Genomic DNA, 21,733 nt, shown 5'->3' on the forward strand with positions numbered 1-21,733 from the left:
AGGCCATTAGTGCGCTTTGCGCCCCGCCATATGCTTCAGGTACGCCAGCACGGCATCGAGCGCCGGCTCATCCAGCACCTGGCTGGAAAACCCGGGCATCTTCGCCTGTTGCCAGCGCCGCAGGCTCTGCGGGTCGCGAATGTACTGGCGCAGGAAGGCCGGCTGGAAATACTCGGTGGGGTTGTGCGGCAGGTTCAGGTCCGGGCCCAGGTGCGCGTCGCCGGCGCCATTGAGGCGATGGCAGGCCAGGCAGTTCTGCTGAAACAGGGCAAAACCCTGGCGCACCGGGTCGTTCTCGGCCAGGGCCGGGTCGGGCAGCAGGGCGGGGAAGCGTGTCTCGACCGGGGGCAGGCGGCGGATGCTGGCGATCTGATACGGCCATTGTTCCGGGCGAATACCACTGGCCTGCGGTTGGGTCCATACCAGGTAGAACGGCCCTGCGCCTGGCTTGCCTTTGCTCAGCGCGGGCCAAGGGTGGCTGGGGTCCTCGATGGCCAGCCAGGCTTGCGCGGGGCCTGCCTGCAACAGCGGCCCGGCGGGCATCTCGGCGGCGAAGCCATCGAGGGCCACGGCCTGCAGGTGATCGCTCGGGATCACGCCCGGCAGCAGCACCGCCAGAGGCACGGCGCGGTAATGCAAGGTGCGCTTGTAGGCCACGTCCTGTTCGATGGTGATATCCCGCGCCTGCGGATGGGCAAGTAGCTGTTCACTGCTCCAGTGCCGGCTATCCCCACCCAGTTCCAGCGTCAGCTGTGCCGCTGGCGATGTCGGGGCGAGTAGCAGGCAGAACAGGGCAAGACACAGGCGCATGGGCGATCTCCAACCATCAAGGTCGGCAGAGTACCTGCGCGCAATCGGAAAATGCCACTGCCGCGTTCAGCCGAAGAGCCGGGTGAGGTTCGGCAGGATCAGCAGCAGCGTCGTGGCGAAGAGTATGAGGCCGGCTTGGCGTACCTTGGATTGTCTGAACATGGCGGACCGCCTTCTTGTTGTTATTCCTGAATAACCCTTGGCTTCCTTGTCTAGCGTCGGGTCGATCGCAGCGGCGTGATGGCACGCCGTTCCTGCTTGCCGCGTATATCTGGATATACAACCAACAGTAGGGCCCGCGTCATCCCTGTTTCAGAACCCTTTGTTCTAAGATTTTTCATGTCGATTCCTCATAGCTTTAAGGCCATTGGCCACTCGGCTGGCATGCTCAGGCTAGACGAGTGCGCGGTAGGGGTTACGAAGGGTTACAGGGCCTACCGTTCGTCCGGATATCCTACTTGCTTGTACGGCCCTTTCGCGTCAGTCTCTACAGCAAATCCCACTCACATGTCGTTCAGGACTACCCCTATGTCGTTACGCATCTGCATCCTTGAAACCGATGTCCTGCGACCGGAGTTGATCGCGCAGTACCAGGGCTACGGCAGGATGTTCGAGCAGCTGTTTTCGCGTCAGCCGATCGCGGCCGAATTCGATGTGTACAACGTGATGAATGGCGACTACCCCCCGGACGGCGAACGCTTCGATGCCTACCTGGTGACCGGCAGCAAGGCCGACTCGTTCGGCGACGATCCCTGGATCCAGACGCTCAAGGCCTACCTGCTCAAGCTCTACGAACGTGGCGAGAAACTGCTGGGCGTGTGTTTCGGCCACCAGTTGCTGGCGCTGACCCTCGGCGGCAAGGCCGAGCGCGCCGACAAAGGTTGGGGGGTGGGCGTGCACCGTTACAGCCTGGCGGCCCATGCGCCGTGGATGGACCCGCAGGTGTCCGAGCTGACCCTGCTGATCAGCCACCAGGACCAGGTCACCGAGCTGCCCGAAGGGGCCACGGTCATCGCCTCGAGCGACTTCTGCCCGAACGCCGCCTACCACATCCGTGACCAGGTGCTGTGCTTCCAGGGACACCCGGAGTTCGTCCACGACTACTCCCGGGCATTGCTCGACGCGCGGCAGGCGTCGCTGGGCAATGAAGTCTATGAGAAGGCGGTGGCCAGCCTGGCCACCGAACACCAGGGGGATCTGGTGGGCGAATGGATGCTGCGTTTCGTCCAGCAGCCCGGCCGCCGCGCGATCTGAGAGGCGCATCGACCTCGATCGCGGGTTCCCCCGCGATTGGCGTTACAGCCAGCCCGAACGCTTGAAGCTGTAGTACAACCCCGAACAGCCCAGGGCGATCACCCCCAGCACGCCGAAGTAACCATAGCGCCAGGCCAGCTCCGGCATGTTCTCGAAGTTCATCCCGTAGATCCCGGCGACCGCCGTGGGAAACGCCAGGATCGCCGCCCAGGCGGCGAACTTGCGCTGGGTGATGCTTTGCCGTGACGACTCCAGCAGCATGCCGATCTCGATGGTCTGGCTGGCGATGTCGCGGATCCCGGCCAGGTCCTCCATCTGCCGCGTGACATGGATCTGCACGTCGCGAAAGTACGGGCGCATGTTCTTGTCGATGAACGGAAAGCTCAGGCGCTGCAGTTCTTCGCTGATCTCCACCATCGGCGCCACGTAGCGGCGCAGGCGCAGGATGTCGCGGCGCAGGCTGTGCAGGCGCTGGATGTCTTCTTCCTTGAGCGAATTGCCGAGCACGCTCTGTTCCAGCTCCTCGATCTCGCCGTGGATGGCCTCGCTCACCGGTTGGTAGTTCTCGGTGACGAAATCCAGCAGTGCGTAGAGCACGAAGTCCTCGCCGTGTTCGAGCAGCAGCGGGCGCGCTTCGCAGCGCTGGCGCACCAGGGCATAGGACTTCGAGTGACCGTTGCGGCAGGTGATGATGTAGCCGTTGCCGGCGAAGATATGGGTCTCGATGAACTCGAGCTTTCCTTCGTGGCGTACCGGCGAGTAGGTAACGATGAACAGCGCGTCGCCGAAGGTCTCGAGTTTTGGCCGGCTATGTTTCTCCAGGGCGTCTTCGATGGCCAGCTCATGCAGGCCGAACTGGCGCTGCAGGTTGGCCAGTTCCTCTGCATTGGGCTCTTCCAGGCCGATCCAGACGAAGTGTCCGGGCTTGCGCGCCCATTCGGCGCCCTCGTCAAGGCTGATGTTGGTGACCTTCCTGCCGGCGCTGTACACCGCCGATGCGACGACTCGACCCATGGTTGTCCGCTTATCCGATTGAACACGCTACACAGCTTGGGCTGTGTAGCGGTGCGGGGCAAGTCCGCACGCAGGTCAGGGCGTGGTGACTTCGCTTTCCATATGGTCGATGCAGTGTTGCATCTGGCTGCGGCATTGCTCGATCAGTGCGGGCAAGTCCTGCTGGGTCAGGCCCGCGGTGGCGATCGGTGCCAGCGAGCGGATGATCACGGTGCGCTGGCGCCAGCTGTTCAGGCCCAGGCGCTGGGTGTAGCGGCTGACGCACACCGGCACGATCGGCACACCGGCCTCGATGGCCATGTGGAAAGCGCCCTTCTTGAACGCCAGCAACTGCTCGCCGGGGTTGCGCGTGCCTTCCGGGAAGATCCAGATCGAGGTGTCGTCGCGCAGGGTCCGGGTGGTGGTCTGCATGGCCTTGCGCGCCTGGTAGGCGTTCTTGCGGTCGACCAGCACATTGCCGCCCAACCAGAACAGCTGGCCGAACAGCGGAATCCAGCCCAGGCTCTTCTTGCCGATGGCCACGGTGCGGCGCGGCACGACCTGGCCGAGGATGAACAGATCATAGTTGGACTGGTGGTTGGCGATGATCACGCAGCCGGGGGGCTGGTCCCACAACGGACCGACCTCGGCCTTGACCTTGATGCGCATGAGCCAGGCGGCCGGCACGCTGTACAGGCGGGCGAACAGGCGGCTGTTGTCGGGATTGAACGGGCGCAGCAGGCCGATCACCAGACCGACGACACCCACGAGCAGGAAGTGCAGCGCCAACAGGAGCATGCGAAGCATAAAAAGCATGGTACGACTCACACCGGACAGTCGCGGCGCAGTGTACGGGTGTGCACTGTCAGGGGCAAACGTTGCTATGGCGTATGGGGCTTTGACCTCGTGGGAGCGGGCTTGCCCCGCGATGCGATCGCCAGGCGGATACCATCGCGGGGCAAGCCCGCTCCCACAAAGCGTATCTAGAAAAGCCTGTGGACGGGATCAGCCCAGGTGGTTCTGGTCCGCCAGGATCGCCTCGTCCAGCGCTTCCAGCAGTGCCTTGCGCACTTTCAGCTTGGTGTTCTTGTGCGCCAGCATGTTCAGCTTCTTCAGTTCGCGGGCCGCGGCCAGGGCGGTTTCCTGCAACTGCTCGGCGGGCACCACCTTGTCGAGGAAGCCGGCTTCACGGGCGCCCTGTGGGTCGAAGATCTCGGCGTTGTTCACTGAACGCTGGAACGCCGCGCGGCCCAGACGGTCGCGGGCCAGTTCGATACCGGCATGGTGCATGGTCATGCCGATCTGCACTTCGTTCAGGCAGATCTTGTAGGGGCCTTCGACCCCGATGCGGTAGTCACCCGACAGCAGCAGGAAAGCGCCCTTGGCCACGGCATTGCCGGGGCAGGCGACGATCACCGGGAAGGGGTGCGACAGCAGGCGGCGGGCCAGGGTGGAGCCGGCGGTGACCAGGCCGACGGCCTCCTTGGGGCCGGCGGTCATCACCTTGAGGTCGTAGCCGCCGGAGAGAATGCCCGGCTGGCCGGTGATGATCACCACCGCGCGCTCCTCGACGGCGCGGTCGAGCGCGGCGTTGAAGGCTTTGATGACGTCCGGGGAGATGGCGTTGACCTTGCCGTTGTTCAGGGTCAGGGTGGCGATGCCGTCTTCGGCATGGTAGGTAATCAGCTCGCTCATGGCAGAGTCCTTTGGATGGCGTGGCGATGACGTTACCCAGCGACACCGGTCAGGTAAAGCGCCAAGACTGACTGGTCAGTCAGCGCTGCGTCCTTGCGCCCTGTAGCCTCGGGGCAGCGGCGCAAGGTGCGGGAAAAGCGCTGGGCACAATGGCAGCATTGCCCTGATTGACCCGGTTTTTTGGTCGGTTGGCTTAAGCGCATGAAAATTCTGAAAAAAATGCTTGCCAAAGGAAAAGGCTTCTACTAAATTAGCGCGCCTCGACAGGCTGAATAGCTTGAAGAGAAAACGGTGAAGTGTCCGAGTGGTCGAAGGAGCACGCCTGGAAAGTGTGTATACGAGAAATCGTATCAAGGGTTCAAATCCCTTCTTCACCGCCACATTCTGCGAAAAGCCCCCGAATCGAAAGGTTCGGGGGCTTTTTGTTTGTCGCGTTTTTTTGAAGCCCTGGTAGCGGGGCAAGCCCGCTCCCTTTGGCGTGGGAGCGGGCTTGCCCCGCGATGGCGCTGTCAGAAACTGACGGAAGCCGACAACCGTGCCGTGCGCGGTGTTCCCTGGAACAGGTAGTTGTCTCCCAGGTAGTCACCCACATCACGCCAATAGCGCTTGTCGAAGACGTTGTCCACGGTCAGGCGCAGTACCGTGTCGTAGCCGCCGATAGTTGTGCGGTAGCGGCTGCCGATGTCGAACACGGTATAGCCGCCGACTTCGACATCACCGGTGTGGTCGGCGTACTTGCTGGCGCTGTAGCGGGCGCCGCCGAGCAGGGCCAGGCCGGGGACGGGCAGGGCGTAGTCGGCCTGCAGTGCCGCGCGCAGGCGCGGGACGTTGATCGCCTGGTGGCCTTCGTAGGCGTCGGTGTCGCTGTTCTGCACGCGGGCGCGGATTGCCGCCGCACTGGCCTGGATCTGCAGGTTGGAGGTCACCCAGCCACTGGCGCCGAGTTCGAGGCCGGTGTTCTTCTGCTGGCCCGACTGCACGTAGGTCGGTGCAGGGGTGTCGTCGGGGCGGGCATATTGGTAGGCCTGGCGGATCTGGAACAGTGCCGCGCTGAAGCTCATGCCCTGCCAGTCGCGCTTGATGCCGACTTCGAGCTGGCGCGACAGGGTGGGGGCGAGGATCTCGGCGGCGTTGCTGGCGAACCAGGGCGCAGTGCCGCCTGCGGAAAGGCCCTTCGAATAGCTGGCATAGAGCGTGGTATCGGGCTGCGGCTTGTAGATCAGTGCCGCATTGGGCAGCAACTGGTACTGCTGGGTATGCCGCCCGGCGACGCCGTTCTCGTTCCAGGTCTTCTCGTCCAGCCGGACCTCGCGGGCCCCGACCACTGTCTGCCAGTGTTCGTTGAAGGTGATGCGGTCGCTGAAGAACAGGCCGTACTGGCGGCTGTCGAGGCGGCGCTCGCTGTGGCCAAGCGGTTTGTCGGAAGGATCCAGCGCGGGGATGCCGGTGTAGATGTTGCCTGGGCGTAGTGGATCGAGCAGCTCGTTGAAGCTGGGACGCTGGTCGAGCGTACGGCGCTGGGCGCTGCTGCCCAGGGTCAGTTCGTGGCCCACGCCGAGGGCGTTGAAACGCCCGTCGAGCATGGCTTGGGCCTCGTCGATGCGGCGGGTGTCGTCGGGGCTGCGGAAATCGTAGATGTCGTAGTTGCCCTCTGGGCTGAAATGCGAGGACCAGCCCCCGTCGCTGCCCCAGGCAAACGCACTGTAGTCGTCGATCACCACCTTGCTCCGCGAAGCGCTCAGGGTGCCGTTCCAGTTGTCGCTGAACTGGTACTTGAAGCGCCCGCCCAGGTTCAGCGAGTCGTTCTGCACCGGCTTGGCCCAGGACTGCCAGGCCAGGTGATCCTTGGGGTCGACGTTGTGGGGTAGCTGCTTGCCGCCGAGCAGTTGATAGCCCGGTACCGAATACTGCTCGCGGTGCTGGTACTCGGCGTCCAGTTCCAGCACGGCATTCAGGTTGATCTGCCAGTCGAGCGCCAGGGAGGCGAAATCCCGCTTGCCGTCGGCGTGGTCGACGTACGAGCGGATGTCCTCGTGGGCCAGGTTGACCCGCAGGCCGAACTGGCGCTCGGCGCCAAACCAGCCGCCTAGGTCGGTGGCCATATAGCGTTCGCCCTGTTCATTGCTCGAGACTGTGACCGTGCGCACGTCCTCGGCCCGCTTGGTCACATAGTTGACCAGTCCGCCGGGCTCCGACACGCCGCTCTGCAACCCCGACAGCCCCTTGAGCAACTCCACCTGCTGCTTGTTTTCCAGTGCCACGTTCTGCTCGCCGGCGATCGTCTGGCCGTTGATCCGATAACTGCTGGCGGCGTTGAGCTCGAAGCCGCGCACGTTGAAGTTCTCGTAATAGCCGATGGGCGCGTAGCTTTCACCCACCGAGGCATCGCTTTGCAGCACCTCGCTCAGCTTGCGCACCTGGCGGTCGTCCAGCAGCTGGCGGCTGAATACGCTGACCGAGGCCGGGGTGTCGAGCAGCGGCGCGCTGTGCAGACCGCCGACCTGGGCTTCGCGTGCCTGGTAGCTGGTGTCGTCCTGAACCTCAAAGATGTGCACCGGGGCGAGGGTCACGCTGTCCTCGGCCAGGCCCTGGCCACTGTGCAGGGCAAGGCCCAGGCCGAGCAGGCCAAGGGGCAGGCGGGGGCGAAGCGGGGTCATGCAAGGCTCCTTGAAAGAGGACGCGCCGTTATCGCTCGGCAGCTGTCGGGCAGGCAAAAGGGCGCCATGGTAGCAGGCTGCCGGGCAATCTTTCAGGGGCAGAGGATGGGGAGGCCGGAGGCGATTGCGATGCAGGCGCTATCGCGGATCGAGCCCGCTCCCACAGTCCCGCATCAGTCTTCGGGCATGCGCATCTGCTGTGGGGGCCGGCTTGCCGACGATGACGCCAGTACAGTCAATACGAGCTAAGTCGCTGTCGATTCAAGCCGCCGCCGGCCGCTGGTGCCGGCGCCAGCTGTCGTCGATCTTCGACCAGGTCTTGCCGTCGGTGATGGCCAGCAGCTTGCGGCCATCCTTGAAGGTGGCGAGGAAGGTGACTTCCTCCTCCTTGCCGCCCAGCAGCAGACCGGCCAGCAGGCCGACCGGGCCGGCCACCAGGGCGCCGGCCACGCCCCAGCCAAGGGCGCTACCGAGGCTACGGGTCGATTCGAGGTTGGCCAGCTTCAGATCCTCGATCCGCGCCAGCGAAATGCGCTCGCCGGGCGAGGGGCTGCGCGGGGTCTTGAGTGTGAGCGCTCCATTGCGATACTCGCCTTCACCTTGCAAGAAATCGCCGGATTGCACCGTGAGTCTTGTCATTGTGTCGTCCTGTCAGGAAGGGGTCGTTGACCAACGCCTACTGAGCGCTTGCCACGTCGGCAAGTCAACGAGCAGGCGACGGAGGGTCGTGTGGCGGGTTGTCGCGCAGTAAAGCGCATAGACGAGCGAGCGGCGGCGCTCAACAAGTGAAAGTCGCATTTTCGAAAGTAAACTTCGAACTGTTGTCTATAACTGCCATGGGTCATGACTGTAACTAATGCTTTTCGCTGGCGCCGTTGATCCATCGCAGTTTGCGCAAATTAGTGCGGCACAGTTAATTTTCGAAAACGAAAAAATGGCGTCAAAAAACGCTGGACATTAAGTTTCAATGTGTGTCAGTTTTTTTGCGCCTCATAAAGGCGAGTGACAGGAAGTTCTCGCCCGGTGGGAGAACCCTGTCGGACATCAACTGCTTTTTTGTACACAAGGAAGTAATCTGCATGTCGAAAGTCAAAGAAAACGCCATTGTTTCCGCCGTTTCCGCACTGCAACCGAAGGGGCCAAGTTCGTCCTTCGGCCTGATCGACAGCTTTGCCCACCAGTACGACCGCGGCGGCGCGAACATCAATGGCAAGAAGTCCTTCACGGCCGACCAGGCCGCCGATCACATCCTGCGTGACGGCGCTGCCTGGAAAGACCTGAACAAGGACGGCACGATCAGCCTCACCTACACCTTCCTGACCAAGGCACCGTCGGACTTCTACAGCCGCGGACTGGGCTCCTTCAGCCAGTTCAGCGACCTGCAGAAGCAACAGGCCAAGCTGTCCATGCAGTCCTGGGCTGACGTGGCCAAGGTCACCTTCACCGAGGCGGCATCGGGCGGCGACGGTCACATGACCTTCGGCAACTTCAGCGCCAGCAACGGCGGCGCGGCATTCGCCTACCTGCCGTTCGACGGGCCTGGCTCGCACAAAGGGGAGTCCTGGTACCTGATCAACAGCGGCTACCAGGTCAACATCAACCCGGGTACCGGTAACTACGGTCGTCAGACCCTGACCCACGAGATCGGCCACGTACTGGGCCTGTCCCACCCCGGCGACTACAACGCCGGCGAGGGTAACCCGACCTACCGTGACGCCGACTATGCCCAGGATACCCGTGGCTACAGCGTCATGAGCTACTGGAGCGAGAGCAACAACGGGCAGAATTTCATCAAGGGCGGCGGTCAGTACTACGCCTCGGCCCCGTTGATGGACGACATCCTGGCGATCCAGAAGCTCTACGGCGCCAACTACGCCACCCGTGCCAGCGACACCACCTACGGCTTCAACTCCACCGCTGACCGCGACTTCTACTCGGCCACCTCGGCCTCGTCGAAGCTGGTGTTCTCGGTGTGGGACGGTGGCGGCAACGACACCTTCGACTTCTCCGGGTTCACCCAGAACCAGAAGATCAACCTCAACGAAGCGTCGTTCTCCGACGTCGGCGGCATGGTCGGCAACGTCTCCATCGCCAAGGGCGTGACCATCGAAAACGCCATCGGCGGCTCGGGCAACGACCTGCTCATCGGCAACGCGCTGGCCAACGTGCTCAAGGGTGGTGCCGGCAACGACATCATCTACGGCGGCGGCGGTGCCGACCAGCTGTGGGGCGGCAGCGGCTCGGACACCTTCGTGTTCGCGGCCGTCAGCGACTCCACCAAGGCGGCGCCGGATCGCATCATGGACTTCACTTCGGGCGTGGACAAGATCGACCTGTCGGCCATCTCCGCGTTCGCCGTGAACAAGCTGCCGCTGCAGTTCGTCAACGCCTTTACCGGTCATGCCGGCGAGGCGCTGCTGACCTACGACCAGGCCACCAACCTGGGCAGCCTGGCCATCGACTTCACCGGAAACAGCTCGGCTGACTTCCTGGTGACCACCGTTGGCCAGGCCGCTGTCACCGACATCGTGGTCTGATGCAACAGGGGGTGGCGCCTGCGCGTCGCCCCTTTTTGCCGGTGAGGCGAACCAATGAAAGCAAACTTGAGAACGATCGCGCTGGCCGCGATCCCCATGGTGTCGATGACCGAGGTAGTCATGGCGAGCAGCCTGTTACTCCCCAACGCCGCGCAACTGGCCGGCCGTTGGCAGCTTTACCCCGAACAGCAGCAGGCCCAGGCTTGCGACCTGCGTCTTGGCGCCACGGAAGGCGAAATCGAAGGTGATCTGGAGTGTGCCAAGGGGCTGATAGGCCTGCGCCCCGGCAGTTGGCTGGTGACCCCCGACACTCTGGCCCTGGTGGGCGGTGACGGCAGCAGCGTGGTGCACTTCAGTCGCGAAGGCGCCCAGCGTTACGCCTGGACCACCCCGGACGGCAAGCAACTGGTGCTTGAGCGCCTCGACAAATAATCCCAGCCTGGAACTAAAAAGTTCCAGTTGAGCCAGGGCGAAACATGAAACTACCGAGCAAAAAGCCCGGGACGCCTTTGTGGGCGGCACTCGGCGAACATAAGTCGACCTTGATCAGCGTGGGCTGTTTCACGGCATTGATAAACTTGCTCATGCTGGTGCCGTCGATCTATATGCTTCAAGTGTACGACCGTGTACTGAGTTCGCAGAACACCACAACTTTGTGGGTGTTGACGCTGATGGTGGTCGGTTTCTTCGTTTATATAGGCGGGCTTGAAGCAATCCGCAGTTTCATTGTCATCCGCGTGGGCAACCAGTTGGAGAAAAGTTTCAACTTGAAGGTCTACCGCGCGGCCTTCGAGCGCAATTTGCGCCAGCGTGACGGCGCCGCCGGGCAGGCCCTGGGCGATCTGACCCAGCTGCGCCAGTTCATTACCGGCCCCGCGCTGTTCGCCTTCTTCGATGCGCCCTGGTTTCCCATCTACCTGGCAGTGATCTTCGCCTTCAACGTCTGGCTGGGGGTGATGGCCACGGTCGGCGCGCTGTTGCTGATCGCCCTGGCGATCCTCAACGAACGCCTCACCCACGCCACCCTGGCCGAGGCCAGTGGCTTCCAGCAGCAGTCGACGCAACTGGCCGGCAGCCAGCTGCAAAGCGCCGAGAGCATCCAGGCCATGGGCATGCTCGGCGCCTTGCGCCAGCGCTGGTACACCTTGCACGGGCGCTTCCTCGACCTGCAGAACAAGGCCAGCGACACCTCGGCGGTGATCACCGCCACCAGCAAGGGCCTGCGCCTGTGCCTGCAATCGCTGGTGCTGGGGCTGGGCGCACTGCTGGTGATCGAGGGGCAGATGACCCCGGGCATGATGATCGCCGGTTCCATCCTGATGGGCCGTGTGCTCGCCCCGATCGACCAGCTGATCGCGGTATGGAAGCAGTGGAGTGGCGCGCAGCTGGCCTACCAGCGCCTGGACGTCCTGCTGCGCGAGCACCCCGAGCCGCCGACGCCGATGCCGCTGCCGGTGCCCACCGGGCAACTGGCCGTGGAGCAGGTCAGCGCCGGCCCGCCTGGGCGCAACCTGGCCACCCTGCAGCAGGTGAACTTCGCCCTGGCGCCGGGTGAATTGCTCGGCGTGCTGGGCGCTTCGGGCTCGGGCAAGTCGACCCTGGCCAAGGTGCTGGTCGGTGTGTGGCCGACCATCAGCGGCCATGTGCGCCTCGACGGCGCCGAGCTCAGCCAGTGGGATCGCGATGCCTTGGGCCCGCATATCGGCTACCTGCCGCAGAACATCGAACTGTTGCGCGGCAGCATCGCCGAGAACATCGCCCGCTTCGGCGAGCTGGACGGCGTCAAGGTGGTCGAGGCGGCCCGCCTGGCGGGCGTACATGATCTGATCCTGCGCTTGCCCCAGGGCTACGACACACGCCTGGGCGAGGAGGGGGTCGACCTTTCCGGTGGTCAGAAGCAGCGTATCGCCCTGGCCCGCGCCCTGTACGGCGATGCTCGGTTGATCGTGCTCGATGAACCCAACTCCAACCTCGACAGCCACGGCGAGGCCGCGCTCGCCAGTGCCATTGTCCAGCTCAAGGCCCAGGGCCGCACCGTGGTGCTGGTGACCCACCGCAGCGCGGCGCTGGCACAAGCCGACAAGCTGCTGGTAATGAACGAAGGGCGCATGCAGGGCTTCGGCCCGGCCCGCGACATCCTCCATGCCATGGGCCAGGCCCCGGCGCAACGCCCGCTGCAAGCCGGAGGTGGCGCATGAGCCAGCACACCCGTGATGCACGTTTCCATGTTCGCCTGGGGTGGCTGCTGACCCTGGTCGGTTTCGGCGGTTTCATGGCCTGGGCCAGTCTCGCCCCGCTCGACCAGGGCGTGCCGGTGCAGGGCACCGTGGTGGTGTCGGGCAAGCGCAAGGCGGTGCAGTCGATGGCGGCCGGCGTGGTCAGCCGCATTCTGGTCAGCGAAGGCCAGCTGGTGCGCCAGGGCGAGCCGCTGTTCCGCCTCGACCGCACCCAGGTGCAAGCCGATGTCGATGCGCTGCAGGCCCAGTACCGCATGACCCGCGCCGCCCTGGCGCGCTGGCAGAGCGAGCGCGACAACCTGGGGCATGTGCAGTTTCCCGCTGAGTTGCTGGAAGATTCCGATGCCCGCCTGGCGTTGATTGTCGAAGGCCAGCGCCAGCTGTTCGACAGCCGCCGCCAGGCCCAGGCCCGCGAGCAGGGCGCCTTGGCCGCCAGCATTGACGGCTCCCAGGCCCAGCTGACCGGCATGCGCCGCGCGCGCAGCGACCTGCAGGCACAGGCCGATTCGTTGCGCGAGCAGCTCGACAGCCTGCGCCCGTTGGCCGGCGACGGCTATATCCCGCGCAACCGTGTGCTCGAGTACCAGCGCCAGCTGTCGCAGGTGCAGCGCGACCTGGCGCAGAACGCCGGCGAGAGCGCGCGCCTGGAGCAGGTGATCGTCGAGGCCCGGCTCAATCTGCAGCAGCGCCGTGAGGAGTATCAGAAAGAAGTGCGCACCCAGCTTGCCGAAGCCCAGGTCAAGGCCGCGACCCTGGAGCAGCAGCTCAATTCCGCGCACTTCGAGTTGCAGCACAGTGAGATCCTGGCGCCGGCGGACGGCGTGGCGGTCAACCTCGGCGTGCATACCGAGGGCGCTGTGGTGCGGGCCGGCGACACCCTGCTGGAAATCGTGCCCCAGGGCACCGCGCTGGAAGTCGAAGGGCGCCTGCCGGTGAACCTGGTGGACAAGGTAGCGCCGCAGCTGCCGGTGGACATCCTGTTCACCGCGTTCAACCAGAACCGCACGCCACGGGTGACCGGGGAGGTGGCGCTGGTGTCGGCCGACCAGCTGATCGACGAGCGCAGCGGCCAGCCGTACTACGTGCTGCGCAGCACCGTCAGCGAAGAAGCGCTGGCGCGTCTGCAGGGACTGGCGATCCGCCCGGGCATGCCCGCCGAGCTGTTCGTGCGCACCGGCGAGCGCTCGCTGCTCAACTACCTGTTCAAACCCCTGCTCGACCGTGCAGGCACCGCCTTGACCGAACAATAAGGACCGCCCAGTGAAGAAGTTCCCACTGATCGGGCTGCTGCTGGCCTGTGTCTGGCTGCCGAGCGCCGTCCAGGCGGCCATGGGGCCGTTCCAGGTGTACGAGCAGGCCCTGCGTCGCGACCCGACCTACCTCGCGGCGTTCAAGGCTCGCGAGGCCGGCCAGGAATACCGCGCCATCGGTCGCGCCGGCCTGCTGCCCAGCCTGTCGTACAGCTACAACAAGGGGCGCAACGACTCCGAGGTGCGTTATCTCGGCGATTCGCGTCGGCAGAAGGAGGACCGTACTTACAACAGCATGGGCTCGACCTTCATCCTTCAGCAGCCGCTGTTCGACTACGAAGCCTATTCGAGCTATCGCAAGGGCGTGGCCCAGGCGCTGTTCGCCGACGAAAGCTTCCGCGACCAGAGCCAGCAGTTGCTGGTGCGGGTGATGACCAGCTACACCCAGGCCCTGTTCGCCCAGGACCAGATCGCCATCAGCGTGGCCAGCAAGCAGGCCTACCGCCAGCAGTTCCAGCAGAACCAGCGCCTGTTCGACGCCGGCGAAGGCACCCGCACCGACATTCTCGAGGCCCAGGCCCGCTATGAGCTGGCCGATGCCGAGGAGATCAAGGCGCGCAACGAGCAGGATGCCGCGCTGCGCGAGCTGGGGGCGCTGATCGGCGAGCCGGCGGTGCGGGTAGAAGACCTGGCGCCGCTGCGCCTGGGCTTCGCCCTGCCGGTGGTCGACCCCAGCGGCTACGAGGCGTGGCAGGAGCGGGCCCTGGCCAACAACCCGCAACTGGCCTCGTCGCGCCAGGCGCTGGAAGTGGCGCGGTATGAGGTCGAGCGCAACCGTGCCGGGCACCTGCCCAAGGTGACTGCCTTCGCCACCTCGCGGCGCCAGGAGTCGGACAGCGGTAACACCTACAACCAGCGCTACGACACCAATACCGTGGGTATCGAAGTCAGCGTGCCGATCTTCGCCGGGGGCGGGGTGCTGGCCTCGACCCGCCAGGCCAGCCGGCATCTGGAGCAGGCCGAGTATGAGCTCGACGGCAACACCCGCAGCGCGTTGATCGAGCTGCGCAAGCAGTACAACGCCTGCGAGTCCGGCGCCAGCCGCCTGCGCGCCTACGAGCGGGCGCTGGTGGCGGCCGAGGCGCTGGTGGTGTCCACCCGCAAGAGCGTGCAGGGCGGCGAGCGGGTCAACCTGGATGTGCTCAACGCCGAGCAGCAGTTGGCCACTACCCGCCGCGACCTGGCCCAGGCGCGTTACGACTACCTGCTGGCGTGGATCAAGCTGCATTACCAGGCCGGGGTGCTGAGCGAGACGCAACTGGCGCGGGTGGATGAAGCGTTCATCGAGGGCAAGTCAGGCTGAGCCCAAGGCTCCAGGTCATGCACAAATCCCTGTAGGAGCAGCCTTGCCGAGGCCGCTCCCACAGAGGGGCCGGGCATTCAGGCGGCCACGACCAGCTTCCCGCGCTTGCGCTCAGCCAACCCCCACACCACCAGCGCCAGCGCCCCGATCACCAGCCCGGCCACCACGATCCCATCCCAGCCATGCACCTCGAACAGCTGTGTCCCCAGCAACGATCCCAGCGCCCCGCCTATGAAGTAGCAGGTGATGTACCCGGCATTGAGCCGTGTACGCGCCTCCGGCCGCAGCACGATCACCGCGTTCTGGTTGCTCACATGCACCAGCTGCACCGCCAGGTCGAGCAGCAGCACCCCCACCAGTAACGCCACCAGAGACTGCTGCGCGAAGCCCAGCGGCACCCACGACAACAGCAGTGCTACCAGCCCCACGGTAGTGCCCAGCGGGCCCTTGCCGCGATCGGCCAGGCGCCCGGCCCAGTTGGCCGCCAGCGCGCCGATCGCGCCGGCCAGGCCGAACAGGCCGATCACCGCGTCGGAGTAGTGGTAGGGCGCATTGCTCAGCAGGAACGCCAGCGGCGTCCAGAACAGCGCGAACAGGCTGAAGGCCAGCAACCCCAGCAGCGAACGCAGGCGCAGCACCGGCTCCTCGACGAACAGACGGAACACCGAGCCGATCAGCGCCGGGTACTTGAGCCCCGCGTGGCTGTGGTGTCGCGGCAGGCTGCGGTAAAGCGCGAGGGCGCTGATCGCCATCAGCACCGCCGCCAGCACGTAGATGCTGCGCCAGCCGCCCAGTTCGGCCATGAAGCCGGCGGCGGTGCGCGCCAGCAGGATGCCCAGCAACAGCCCGCTCATCAGCGTGCCCACGGCGCGCCCACGCTGCTCCGGGGCACTGAGGGCGGCGGCCATGGGCACCAGCACCTGGGCCACCACCGAGAACAGCCCGGTCAGCGCGGTGCCCAACAGCAGCCAAGGCAGGCTCGGCGCGCAGGCGCTGATCACCAGCCCGGCGGTAGCGACCAGCACCATGGTGACGATCAGCCGGCGCTGCTCGAACAGGTCGCCCAGCGGCGCCAGCAACAGCAGCCCGGCGCCGTAGCTGAGCTGGGCGGCGATGACGATGGTGCCAGCGCTGGCGGTGCTCAGGCCGAATTGTTGGGCGATGCTGTGCAGCAGCGGTTGGGCATAGTAGTTGCTGGCCACGGCCAGGCCGGTGGCGGTGGCCATCAGCAGGATCAGGGCGCGTCCAAGAGTCGGGGCGGTCATGGATAGTCTCGTTGCAGGCAAGGGTGTGTGGCGACAAGTATCAGGAAGTGTCTGGCATGACACCAATGTATAGTTTTCAACTTATCCATCTTGAAAGCAGATAGTTCGATGAACCTCAAGCAGCTCGAATACGCCCTGGCTGTGGCCGACACCGGCAGCTTCACCCGCGCCGCCGAGCGCTGCCACGTGGTGCAGTCGGCCCTCAGCCACCAGGTGGCGCGGTTGGAGGCACAACTGGGGGTGAGCCTGTTCGAGCGCAGTTCGCGGCGCGTGCGCCTGACCCCGGCCGGCGAGGCCTTCGTGCTCAGCGCCCGACCGGCGGTGGCGGCGGCGCGGCGGGTGGCCGAGGATGTGGCCGCCGCCTGCGGGCAGGTGCGTGGGCGTCTGTCGATCGGTGAGATCAGTTCGCTCACCGCGCTGGACCTGGTCGATCTGCTGGCGGTGTTCCATGAGCGTTATCCGGATGTGGACGTGCGCTGGTTGACCGCCAAGAGCGAGTTGCTGGTGGCGGATGTCTGCGAGCGGCGCCTGGATGTGGGCTTCATCGGCCTGTGGCAGGGCGAAACGCTGCATGGCGTGCAGCATCGCCTGCTGGCGCGGGAGGAACTGGTGGCGGTGTTGCCGCCCGGCCACCGGCTGGCGGGCAGGGCGCAGCTGGCCCTGGCCGATCTGGCCGATGAGGTGCTGGTGGACTTTCCCGAGGGTACCGGGGCGCGTCGGCAGACCGACGAGGCGTTCCAGGCGGCGGGGTTGCGGCATCGGGTGCAGTTCGAGATCGGCCATATTCGCCTGGTGGAAAAGTTCGTCCAGCGCGGGATGGCGCTGGGGTTGGTGCCCGAGCGTATCGCCCGGGGTTTTCAGGGCGTGGCCACGGTATCGCTGGTGGATGCGCCGGTGCGGCATCTTTACGCGGTCTGGTCGCCGAGCCCCACGCCCGCGGCGCGGGCTTTTCTCGATGTCATGGAGCAGAGCCTCCTCGCCATCTGATGTCTGATCGCTTCGACATTGGCGGTGCTTGCAACGCTGCTCCTTGCGCGATCTGGGTAACCAGGGATCGCGAATCAGGCCGCGAACCCTCCATCGGCCAGCAGGCTCGCCCCGGTGATGTAGCCCGCTTCAGGCCCCGCCAGGTAAGCGACGAAACTGGCGATCTCATCCGCCTGTCCGTAGCGCCCGATGGCCATCAACGGAATCAGGCTCTCGGCGAACTCGCCGCTGGCCGGGTTCATGTCGGTGTCCACCGGCCCCGGCTGCACATTGTTGACGGTGATCCCCTGCGGCCCCAGGTCCCGGGCCAGGCCCTTGGTCAGGCCGACCAGTGCTGACTTGCTCATGGCATAGGGGGCGCCGCCGGCGAACGGCATGCGCTCGGCGTTGGTGCTGCCGATGTTGATGATCCGCCCACCCTTGCCCATGTGTTTCACCGCCGCCTGGGTGGCCACGAACACGCTACGCACGTTGATTGCCAGCAGGCGGTCGAAGTCGGCCAGGTCGAACTCGGCCACCGGCGCCACCGCCAGCACGCCGGCATTGTTGACCAGGATATCGAGGACGCCGAAGGCCTTGGCGGTGTCGGCGACGGCCTGTTGCACTGCCTGGATATCGGCACTGTCGGCGCGCAGGGCCAGGGCCTGGCCGCCGGCGTTGTTGATTTCACCGGCCAGGGCCTCGGCGCTGGCGCTGGAACTGACATAGGTGAAGGCGACCTTGGCGCCGTCGCGGGCCAAGCGCCGGACAATGGCCGCGCCGATACCGCGTGAACCGCCCTGGACCAGGGCCACCTTGCCGGTGAGGGGAAGTGTTTGGGACATGCTGATCTCCTGCGGTGAAGCAAGGCCGGATGCCTTGGGATGGACGCAGTATCCGCGCTCGATTACCTGTTGATAAGATGGCAATCGAGTTACTTAGAATAAACCAGGAGTTGATAATGGCCGTGGTGGAATCGTTCAGCAGCCTGGAATGCTTCATCCGCAGCGCCGAAGTCGGCAGCTTTGCCGAGGCGGCCAGGCGCCTGTCGCTCACCCCGGCGGCGGTCGGCAAGAACGTCGCCCAGCTCGAGGCGCGGCTCGGCGTGCGCCTGTTCCTGCGCAGCACGCGCAAGCTGACCCTGACCGAGGCCGGGCAGCGCTTTCTGGCCGAGGTGAGCGAGAGTTTTCGCACCATCCAATATGCCGTGGCCAACCTCGCCAACTGCGAAGGGCATCCGTCGGGCGTGCTGCGGGTCAGCATGGGCACGGTATTCGGGCGCCTGTACGTGTTGCCGCTTTTAGGTGAGTTCCTCGCCCGTTTTCCGGCGGTGACCGCGGACTGGCACTTCGACAACCGCCAGGTCGACCTGATTGGCCAGGGCTTCGATGCCGCCATCGGTGGTGGCTTCGAACTGCCGCCCGGGGTGGTGGCACGCAAGCTGACCCCGGCGCACCGGGTGCTGGTCGCTTCGCCGGGCTACCTGCAACAGCACGGACCACTGAGTCGCCCGGAGCAGTTGCAGGCGTGCCCCGGCATCCTTATCCGCTCGCCGCAGACCGGCCGGGTGCGCAGCTGGCCGCTGACCAGTCGCTGGCAGGAGCAACAGCCGCTGCAACTGCCCCAGCGCCTGACCATGAGCGATTCGGACGCCGCCTGCGCGGTGGCCGAGCAAGGCCTGGGCATCGCCCTGGTCAGCCTGCCGTTCGCCTTGCCCTACCTGACCGAAGGGCGCCTGAGCCGGGTATTGCCGGACTGGTACGTGGACGATGGACATATCAGCCTGTACTACGCCGAGCGCAAGCTGTTGCCGGGCAAGACCCGGGCCTTCATCGATTTCGTGGTGGAGCAGTTCGCCGAGCGGGGGCTGGCGGGGCGGTTCGATGCGCTGCGGGGTCATTGATGGCCCCGCGATCACGCTGGCTCAGGTGATCTCGATGATGAACTGCACCTGCGCCACTGCGGACACCACCAGGCTCACTTCATCATCCACCCGCTTGCCGAGCAGTTGCTGCCCCAGTGGTGCGCGCGGCGTGATCACCGTTACCAGCCCATCCCCCTCGCCAATCTTCAGGCCGGCCCCTTCCGGCCCGAGGAACAGCCGGCGCCGCTGGCCCGCCTCGTCTTCCAGGGTCACCAGGCAACCGATCTGTATCCCCCGCGCCGGGTCGTAGTCGCGCAGCGCCAACTGCTGGTAGGTCAGCAACGCCTGGCGGATCTCGGCCGTGCGCCGCGCCTGCCCGGTGGCCAGGTACGACGCCTCAAGCCCCAGGGTGTCGTACTTGTTCTCGGCGATGTTCTCTTCGGCGGTGGCGGCCTCGTAGGCGGTCTGGGCGGCGCGACGCAGCACCTCCATGTCGTGCTCGAGGGTGGCGATGATGCGTTGCAGCAGGCTGGCCTTGTCCATGGTCAGTAGCAGAACTCCAGCACGTTGGCCTGGCTCTTGTCGGTCGGCGCTGTGCGGTTCTGCTGCAGCCAGAACTGGCACTTGGGGCTGTTGAGGTTGCGCGGGTTGCCTTGGGCAGCCTCGGCGGCCTGTTGCAGTTCCTGCTTGTGCAGGATCTCTTTGTAGTGCTCGAACATCTGCGCCTGGGCGTCGGCCGGTTGTGCTGGCGCGCTAGCAGGCGCAGGCTGGACCACGGCGGGGACGGCGGCCTCGACCAGCGGCTGCACCTGTGCCGGCCACAGGCGCAAGGCCAGCCACAGGCTCAGGGCGATGGCCACGGCGCCGAGCCACAGGCCCAGGGCGACGCACAGCACCAGTTGCACGGGGCTGAGGGTGATCTTCAATTCGCGGGGGCGGGGCATGGCGGCCTCCTGGCAGGCAGGTTAGTGGGGGCCATTCTCGCATGGCGCGACAGGTTTTTTCAGCGCCGCGCTTTTGCTGGCGGGCAAATATCCGCAAAATCCGCGGTCTTTTTTCGCAGGTAACGGAACGTGGCGATGAAAACCACCTGGGACATCTTCTGCACGGTCGTCGACAACTATGGCGACATCGGCGTCACCTGGCGCCTGGCGCGCCAGCTGGTGGCCGAGCACGACCTGGCGGTGCGCCTGTGGGTGGACGACCTGCAGGCTTTCGCGCGCCTGTGTCCCGAAGCCGATGGCGGCGCCGCGCAGCAATGGCAGCAGGGCGTAGAAGTGCGCCACTGGCCGGCGGACTGGCAGGCGCTGGCGCCCGCCGACGTGGTGATCGGCGCCTTCGGCTGCCGCCTGCCACCGGTCTATGTTGAGGCCCTGGCCACGCGCCAGCCGCGCGCGCTGTGGTTGAACCTCGAGTACCTCAGCGCCGAGGACTGGGTCGAAGGTTGCCATGGCCTGACCTCGCCCCAGGGCAATGGCCTGCGCACGGTGTTCTTCTTTCCAGGGTTCACCGAGGGCACCGGCGGGCTGCTGCGCGAAGGCCCGTTGCTGGCGCGGCGTGACGCGCTGCTGGGCGACTCGGCCACGCGCCAGGCTTTCCTCGCCGGGCTCGGCGTGCACGCGCAGCCCGGCACGCGGCTGATTTCACTGTTCGCCTATGAAAACGGCCAGTTGGGGAGTTGGCTCGATGCCATGGCCCAGGACGACGTGCCCAGCCATCTGCTGGTGCCCGAGGGGCGCATCCTGGCCGATCTGCGCGCCTGGCTGGGCGAACCCGGCTTCGGCGTAGGCGATGTCCGCCAGCAGGGCGCGTTGACGTTGCAGGTACTGCCGTTCGTCAGCCAGGACGACTACGATCGCCTGCTCTGGTGCTGCGATTTCAACGCCGTGCGCGGCGAGGACTCGTTCGTCCGTGCGCAGTGGGCGGGCAAGCCGCTGCTCTGGCACATCTACGTACAGGATGAGAACGCCCATTGGGAAAAACTCGAGGCGTTCCTGGCGCATTATCGCCAGGGCCTGTCGGAGGCGGCGGGCGACGTACTGGTGGAATTGTGGCGGGCCTGGAACATGGATCGCGACATGGGCGCGGCCTGGCGCGGGGTGCTGCGGCACTTGCCGGAGCTGCAACGGCATGCCGACCAATGGTGTGCGGTTCAGGCCGCTCGGCCGGACCTTGCCACGACGCTGGTACAGTTTTACCGAAATTCGCTATGATACGCGGCCTCGATTTTTATAAATCCATCCAGATTCGGATATTGCGTAATGAAAACTGGTAAAGAGCTGAAACCCGGTACCGTACTGCGGATCGACAACGACCCGTGGCTGGTCCAGAAAGCCGAGTTCACCAAGTCCGGTCGCAACAGCGCGATCATGAAGACCAAGCTGAAGAACCTGTTGACCGGCTACAAGACCGAAACCGTCTACTTCGCCGACGACAAACTGGACGACGTGATCCTCGACCGCAAGGAAGTGACCCTGTCCTTCATCAGTGGTGATGCGTACACCTTCATGGACACCACCGACTACACCATGTACGAACTGAACGCCGAGGACATCGACGCCGTTCTGCCGTACATCGAAGAAGGCATGCAGGACGTCTGCGCCCTGACCATGTACGAAGAGAAAGTGGTTTCGGTAGAACTGCCGACCACCATCAGCCGTCAGGTCGTCTACACCGAGAACGCTGCTCGCGGCGACACCTCGGGCAAGGTCATGAAGCCTGCCAAGCTGGCCAACGGTACCGAAGTACAAGTTGCCGACTTCATCGAAATCGACGAGATGATCGACATCGACACTCGCGATGGCTCCTTCAAGGGCCGTTCCAAGAAGTAATCCTTCTTGCG

20 protein-coding genes and 1 tRNA gene are annotated in these 21,733 nt (G+C 65.1%); 11 read left to right on the forward strand and 10 right to left on the reverse strand.

Features of this window, described 5'->3' with window-relative positions; genetic code table 11:
• Nucleotides 1-6 precede the first annotated feature (6 nt).
• Nucleotides 7-810 (reverse strand): cytochrome c, encoded by an 804-nt coding sequence (locus tag CC207_RS07945; RefSeq protein WP_028691756.1) that lies wholly within the window; start codon nucleotides 808-810, stop codon nucleotides 7-9.
• A 528-nt stretch (nucleotides 811-1,338) separates the two neighbouring features.
• Here CC207_RS07945 and CC207_RS07950 point away from each other — a divergent pair.
• Complete coding sequence (locus tag CC207_RS07950; protein WP_062361585.1) at nucleotides 1,339-2,064, forward strand: amidotransferase; 726 nt, start codon at nucleotides 1,339-1,341, stop codon at nucleotides 2,062-2,064.
• A 42-nt stretch (nucleotides 2,065-2,106) separates the two neighbouring features.
• On the opposite strand, the gene CC207_RS07955 is transcribed toward CC207_RS07950, so the two are convergent.
• From CC207_RS07955 to CC207_RS07965, 3 genes are all read right to left on the reverse strand, one after another.
• Nucleotides 2,107-3,078: a magnesium and cobalt transport protein CorA gene (locus tag CC207_RS07955; RefSeq protein WP_062361587.1), complete on the reverse strand. Its 972-nt coding sequence runs from the start codon at nucleotides 3,076-3,078 to the stop codon at nucleotides 2,107-2,109.
• Between the two features lie 75 nt (nucleotides 3,079-3,153).
• Complete coding sequence (locus CC207_RS07960; RefSeq protein ID WP_028691753.1) at nucleotides 3,154-3,873, reverse strand: 1-acyl-sn-glycerol-3-phosphate acyltransferase; 720 nt, start codon at nucleotides 3,871-3,873, stop codon at nucleotides 3,154-3,156.
• Between the two features lie 189 nt (nucleotides 3,874-4,062).
• Nucleotides 4,063-4,752, reverse strand: coding sequence for a crotonase/enoyl-CoA hydratase family protein (locus CC207_RS07965; RefSeq protein ID WP_062361592.1), 690 nt, complete (start codon nucleotides 4,750-4,752; stop codon nucleotides 4,063-4,065).
• Between the two features lie 290 nt (nucleotides 4,753-5,042).
• Between CC207_RS07965 and CC207_RS07970 the strand changes: the two genes are divergently transcribed.
• Nucleotides 5,043-5,132 (forward strand) — tRNA-Ser (locus CC207_RS07970).
• A gap of 129 nt (nucleotides 5,133-5,261) precedes the next feature.
• Here the strand turns inward: CC207_RS07970 and CC207_RS07975 are convergent.
• Nucleotides 5,262-7,409: a TonB-dependent siderophore receptor gene (locus CC207_RS07975; RefSeq protein ID WP_088851857.1), complete on the reverse strand. Its 2,148-nt coding sequence runs from the start codon at nucleotides 7,407-7,409 to the stop codon at nucleotides 5,262-5,264.
• A 261-nt stretch (nucleotides 7,410-7,670) separates the two neighbouring features.
• On the reverse strand, nucleotides 7,671-8,048 hold the full coding sequence (locus CC207_RS07985; protein WP_028691750.1) for a hypothetical protein: 378 nt from the start codon (nucleotides 8,046-8,048) through the stop codon (nucleotides 7,671-7,673).
• 440 nt (nucleotides 8,049-8,488) lie between these two features.
• Between CC207_RS07985 and CC207_RS07990 the strand changes: the two genes are divergently transcribed.
• The 5 genes from CC207_RS07990 to CC207_RS08010 all read left to right on the forward strand — a co-directional run bounded on the left by CC207_RS07990 (nucleotide 8,489) and on the right by CC207_RS08010 (nucleotide 14,796).
• On the forward strand, nucleotides 8,489-9,946 hold the full coding sequence (locus CC207_RS07990) for a serralysin family metalloprotease (RefSeq protein WP_028691749.1): 1,458 nt from the start codon (nucleotides 8,489-8,491) through the stop codon (nucleotides 9,944-9,946).
• A gap of 66 nt (nucleotides 9,947-10,012) precedes the next feature.
• The gene (locus CC207_RS07995; protein WP_232108913.1) at nucleotides 10,013-10,378 is read left to right on the forward strand and encodes an AprI/Inh family metalloprotease inhibitor; all 366 of its coding nucleotides are present in this window, start codon (nucleotides 10,013-10,015) and stop codon (nucleotides 10,376-10,378) included.
• A gap of 44 nt (nucleotides 10,379-10,422) precedes the next feature.
• Nucleotides 10,423-12,144: a type I secretion system permease/ATPase gene (locus CC207_RS08000; RefSeq protein ID WP_062361602.1), complete on the forward strand. Its 1,722-nt coding sequence runs from the start codon at nucleotides 10,423-10,425 to the stop codon at nucleotides 12,142-12,144.
• A complete protein-coding gene (locus CC207_RS08005) occupies nucleotides 12,141-13,433 on the forward strand; it encodes an HlyD family type I secretion periplasmic adaptor subunit (protein ID WP_088851859.1) in 1,293 nt (430 codons plus the stop codon). The genes CC207_RS08000 and CC207_RS08005 overlap by 4 nt, the downstream gene beginning before the upstream one ends.
• A 10-nt stretch (nucleotides 13,434-13,443) precedes the next feature.
• A complete protein-coding gene (locus CC207_RS08010) occupies nucleotides 13,444-14,796 on the forward strand; it encodes a TolC family outer membrane protein (protein ID WP_088851860.1) in 1,353 nt (450 codons plus the stop codon).
• Between the two features lie 77 nt (nucleotides 14,797-14,873).
• Here the strand turns inward: CC207_RS08010 and CC207_RS08015 are convergent, their stop codons facing one another.
• Nucleotides 14,874-16,061 (reverse strand): MFS transporter, encoded by a 1,188-nt coding sequence (locus CC207_RS08015; RefSeq protein WP_088851861.1) that lies wholly within the window; start codon nucleotides 16,059-16,061, stop codon nucleotides 14,874-14,876.
• A 108-nt stretch (nucleotides 16,062-16,169) separates the two neighbouring features.
• On the opposite strand from CC207_RS08015, the gene CC207_RS08020 reads away from it, so the two are divergent.
• Nucleotides 16,170-17,048, forward strand: coding sequence for a LysR family transcriptional regulator (locus CC207_RS08020; RefSeq protein WP_028691743.1), 879 nt, complete (start codon nucleotides 16,170-16,172; stop codon nucleotides 17,046-17,048).
• A 74-nt stretch (nucleotides 17,049-17,122) separates the two neighbouring features.
• On the opposite strand, the gene CC207_RS08025 is transcribed toward CC207_RS08020, so the two are convergent.
• Nucleotides 17,123-17,872 (reverse strand): 3-oxoacyl-ACP reductase family protein, encoded by a 750-nt coding sequence (locus CC207_RS08025; RefSeq protein WP_088851862.1) that lies wholly within the window; start codon nucleotides 17,870-17,872, stop codon nucleotides 17,123-17,125.
• A gap of 116 nt (nucleotides 17,873-17,988) precedes the next feature.
• Here CC207_RS08025 and CC207_RS08030 point away from each other — a divergent pair, with 116 nt between their 5' ends.
• A complete protein-coding gene (locus CC207_RS08030) occupies nucleotides 17,989-18,930 on the forward strand; it encodes a LysR family transcriptional regulator (RefSeq protein WP_088851863.1) in 942 nt (313 codons plus the stop codon).
• A gap of 21 nt (nucleotides 18,931-18,951) precedes the next feature.
• Here the strand turns inward: CC207_RS08030 and CC207_RS08035 are convergent, their stop codons facing one another.
• Together CC207_RS08035 and CC207_RS08040 are read right to left on the reverse strand one after the other, a co-directional pair.
• A complete protein-coding gene (locus CC207_RS08035; protein ID WP_028691740.1) occupies nucleotides 18,952-19,434 on the reverse strand; it encodes a GreA/GreB family elongation factor in 483 nt (160 codons plus the stop codon).
• Nucleotides 19,435-19,436: 2 nt separating this feature from the next.
• Complete coding sequence (locus CC207_RS08040; protein WP_028691739.1) at nucleotides 19,437-19,835, reverse strand: hypothetical protein; 399 nt, start codon at nucleotides 19,833-19,835, stop codon at nucleotides 19,437-19,439.
• A 135-nt stretch (nucleotides 19,836-19,970) separates the two neighbouring features.
• Here CC207_RS08040 and earP point away from each other — a divergent pair, with 135 nt between their 5' ends.
• Together earP and efp are read left to right on the forward strand one after the other, a co-directional pair.
• A complete protein-coding gene (gene earP / locus CC207_RS08045; protein WP_088851864.1) occupies nucleotides 19,971-21,104 on the forward strand; it encodes an elongation factor P maturation arginine rhamnosyltransferase EarP in 1,134 nt (377 codons plus the stop codon).
• Nucleotides 21,105-21,152: 48 nt separating this feature from the next.
• A complete protein-coding gene (gene efp / locus CC207_RS08050; protein WP_062573262.1) occupies nucleotides 21,153-21,722 on the forward strand; it encodes an elongation factor P in 570 nt (189 codons plus the stop codon).
• Nucleotides 21,723-21,733: the final 11 nt, after the last annotated feature.

The sequence above is a fragment of the Pseudomonas sp. DrBHI1 genome, from assembly GCF_002205115.1.
In the GTDB taxonomy this organism is placed as follows: domain Bacteria; phylum Pseudomonadota; class Gammaproteobacteria; order Pseudomonadales; family Pseudomonadaceae; genus Aquipseudomonas; species Aquipseudomonas mosselii.

Bases quoted from the DNA above. Each gene is read 5' to 3' on its own strand.
- CC207_RS07945 (WP_028691756.1), bottom strand. From the start codon at position 810: ATGCGCCTGTGTCTTGCCCTGTTCTGCCTGCTACTCGCCCCGACATCG.
- CC207_RS07950 (WP_062361585.1), top strand. From the start codon at position 1,339: ATGTCGTTACGCATCTGCATCCTTGAAACCGATGTCCTGCGACCGGAG.
- CC207_RS07955 (WP_062361587.1), bottom strand. From the start codon at position 3,078: ATGGGTCGAGTCGTCGCATCGGCGGTGTACAGCGCCGGCAGGAAGGTC.
- CC207_RS07960 (WP_028691753.1), bottom strand. From the start codon at position 3,873: ATGCTTTTTATGCTTCGCATGCTCCTGTTGGCGCTGCACTTCCTGCTC.
- CC207_RS07965 (WP_062361592.1), bottom strand. From the start codon at position 4,752: ATGAGCGAGCTGATTACCTACCATGCCGAAGACGGCATCGCCACCCTG.
- CC207_RS07975 (WP_088851857.1), bottom strand. From the start codon at position 7,409: ATGACCCCGCTTCGCCCCCGCCTGCCCCTTGGCCTGCTCGGCCTGGGC.
- CC207_RS07985 (WP_028691750.1), bottom strand. From the start codon at position 8,048: ATGACAAGACTCACGGTGCAATCCGGCGATTTCTTGCAAGGTGAAGGC.
- CC207_RS07990 (WP_028691749.1), top strand. From the start codon at position 8,489: ATGTCGAAAGTCAAAGAAAACGCCATTGTTTCCGCCGTTTCCGCACTG.
- CC207_RS08000 (WP_062361602.1), top strand. From the start codon at position 10,423: ATGAAACTACCGAGCAAAAAGCCCGGGACGCCTTTGTGGGCGGCACTC.
- CC207_RS08005 (WP_088851859.1), top strand. From the start codon at position 12,141: ATGAGCCAGCACACCCGTGATGCACGTTTCCATGTTCGCCTGGGGTGG.
- CC207_RS08015 (WP_088851861.1), bottom strand. From the start codon at position 16,061: ATGACCGCCCCGACTCTTGGACGCGCCCTGATCCTGCTGATGGCCACC.
- CC207_RS08020 (WP_028691743.1), top strand. From the start codon at position 16,170: ATGAACCTCAAGCAGCTCGAATACGCCCTGGCTGTGGCCGACACCGGC.
- CC207_RS08025 (WP_088851862.1), bottom strand. From the start codon at position 17,872: ATGTCCCAAACACTTCCCCTCACCGGCAAGGTGGCCCTGGTCCAGGGC.
- CC207_RS08030 (WP_088851863.1), top strand. From the start codon at position 17,989: ATGGCCGTGGTGGAATCGTTCAGCAGCCTGGAATGCTTCATCCGCAGC.
- CC207_RS08035 (WP_028691740.1), bottom strand. From the start codon at position 19,434: ATGGACAAGGCCAGCCTGCTGCAACGCATCATCGCCACCCTCGAGCAC.
- CC207_RS08040 (WP_028691739.1), bottom strand. From the start codon at position 19,835: ATGCCCCGCCCCCGCGAATTGAAGATCACCCTCAGCCCCGTGCAACTG.
- earP (WP_088851864.1), top strand. From the start codon at position 19,971: ATGAAAACCACCTGGGACATCTTCTGCACGGTCGTCGACAACTATGGC.
- efp (WP_062573262.1), top strand. From the start codon at position 21,153: ATGAAAACTGGTAAAGAGCTGAAACCCGGTACCGTACTGCGGATCGAC.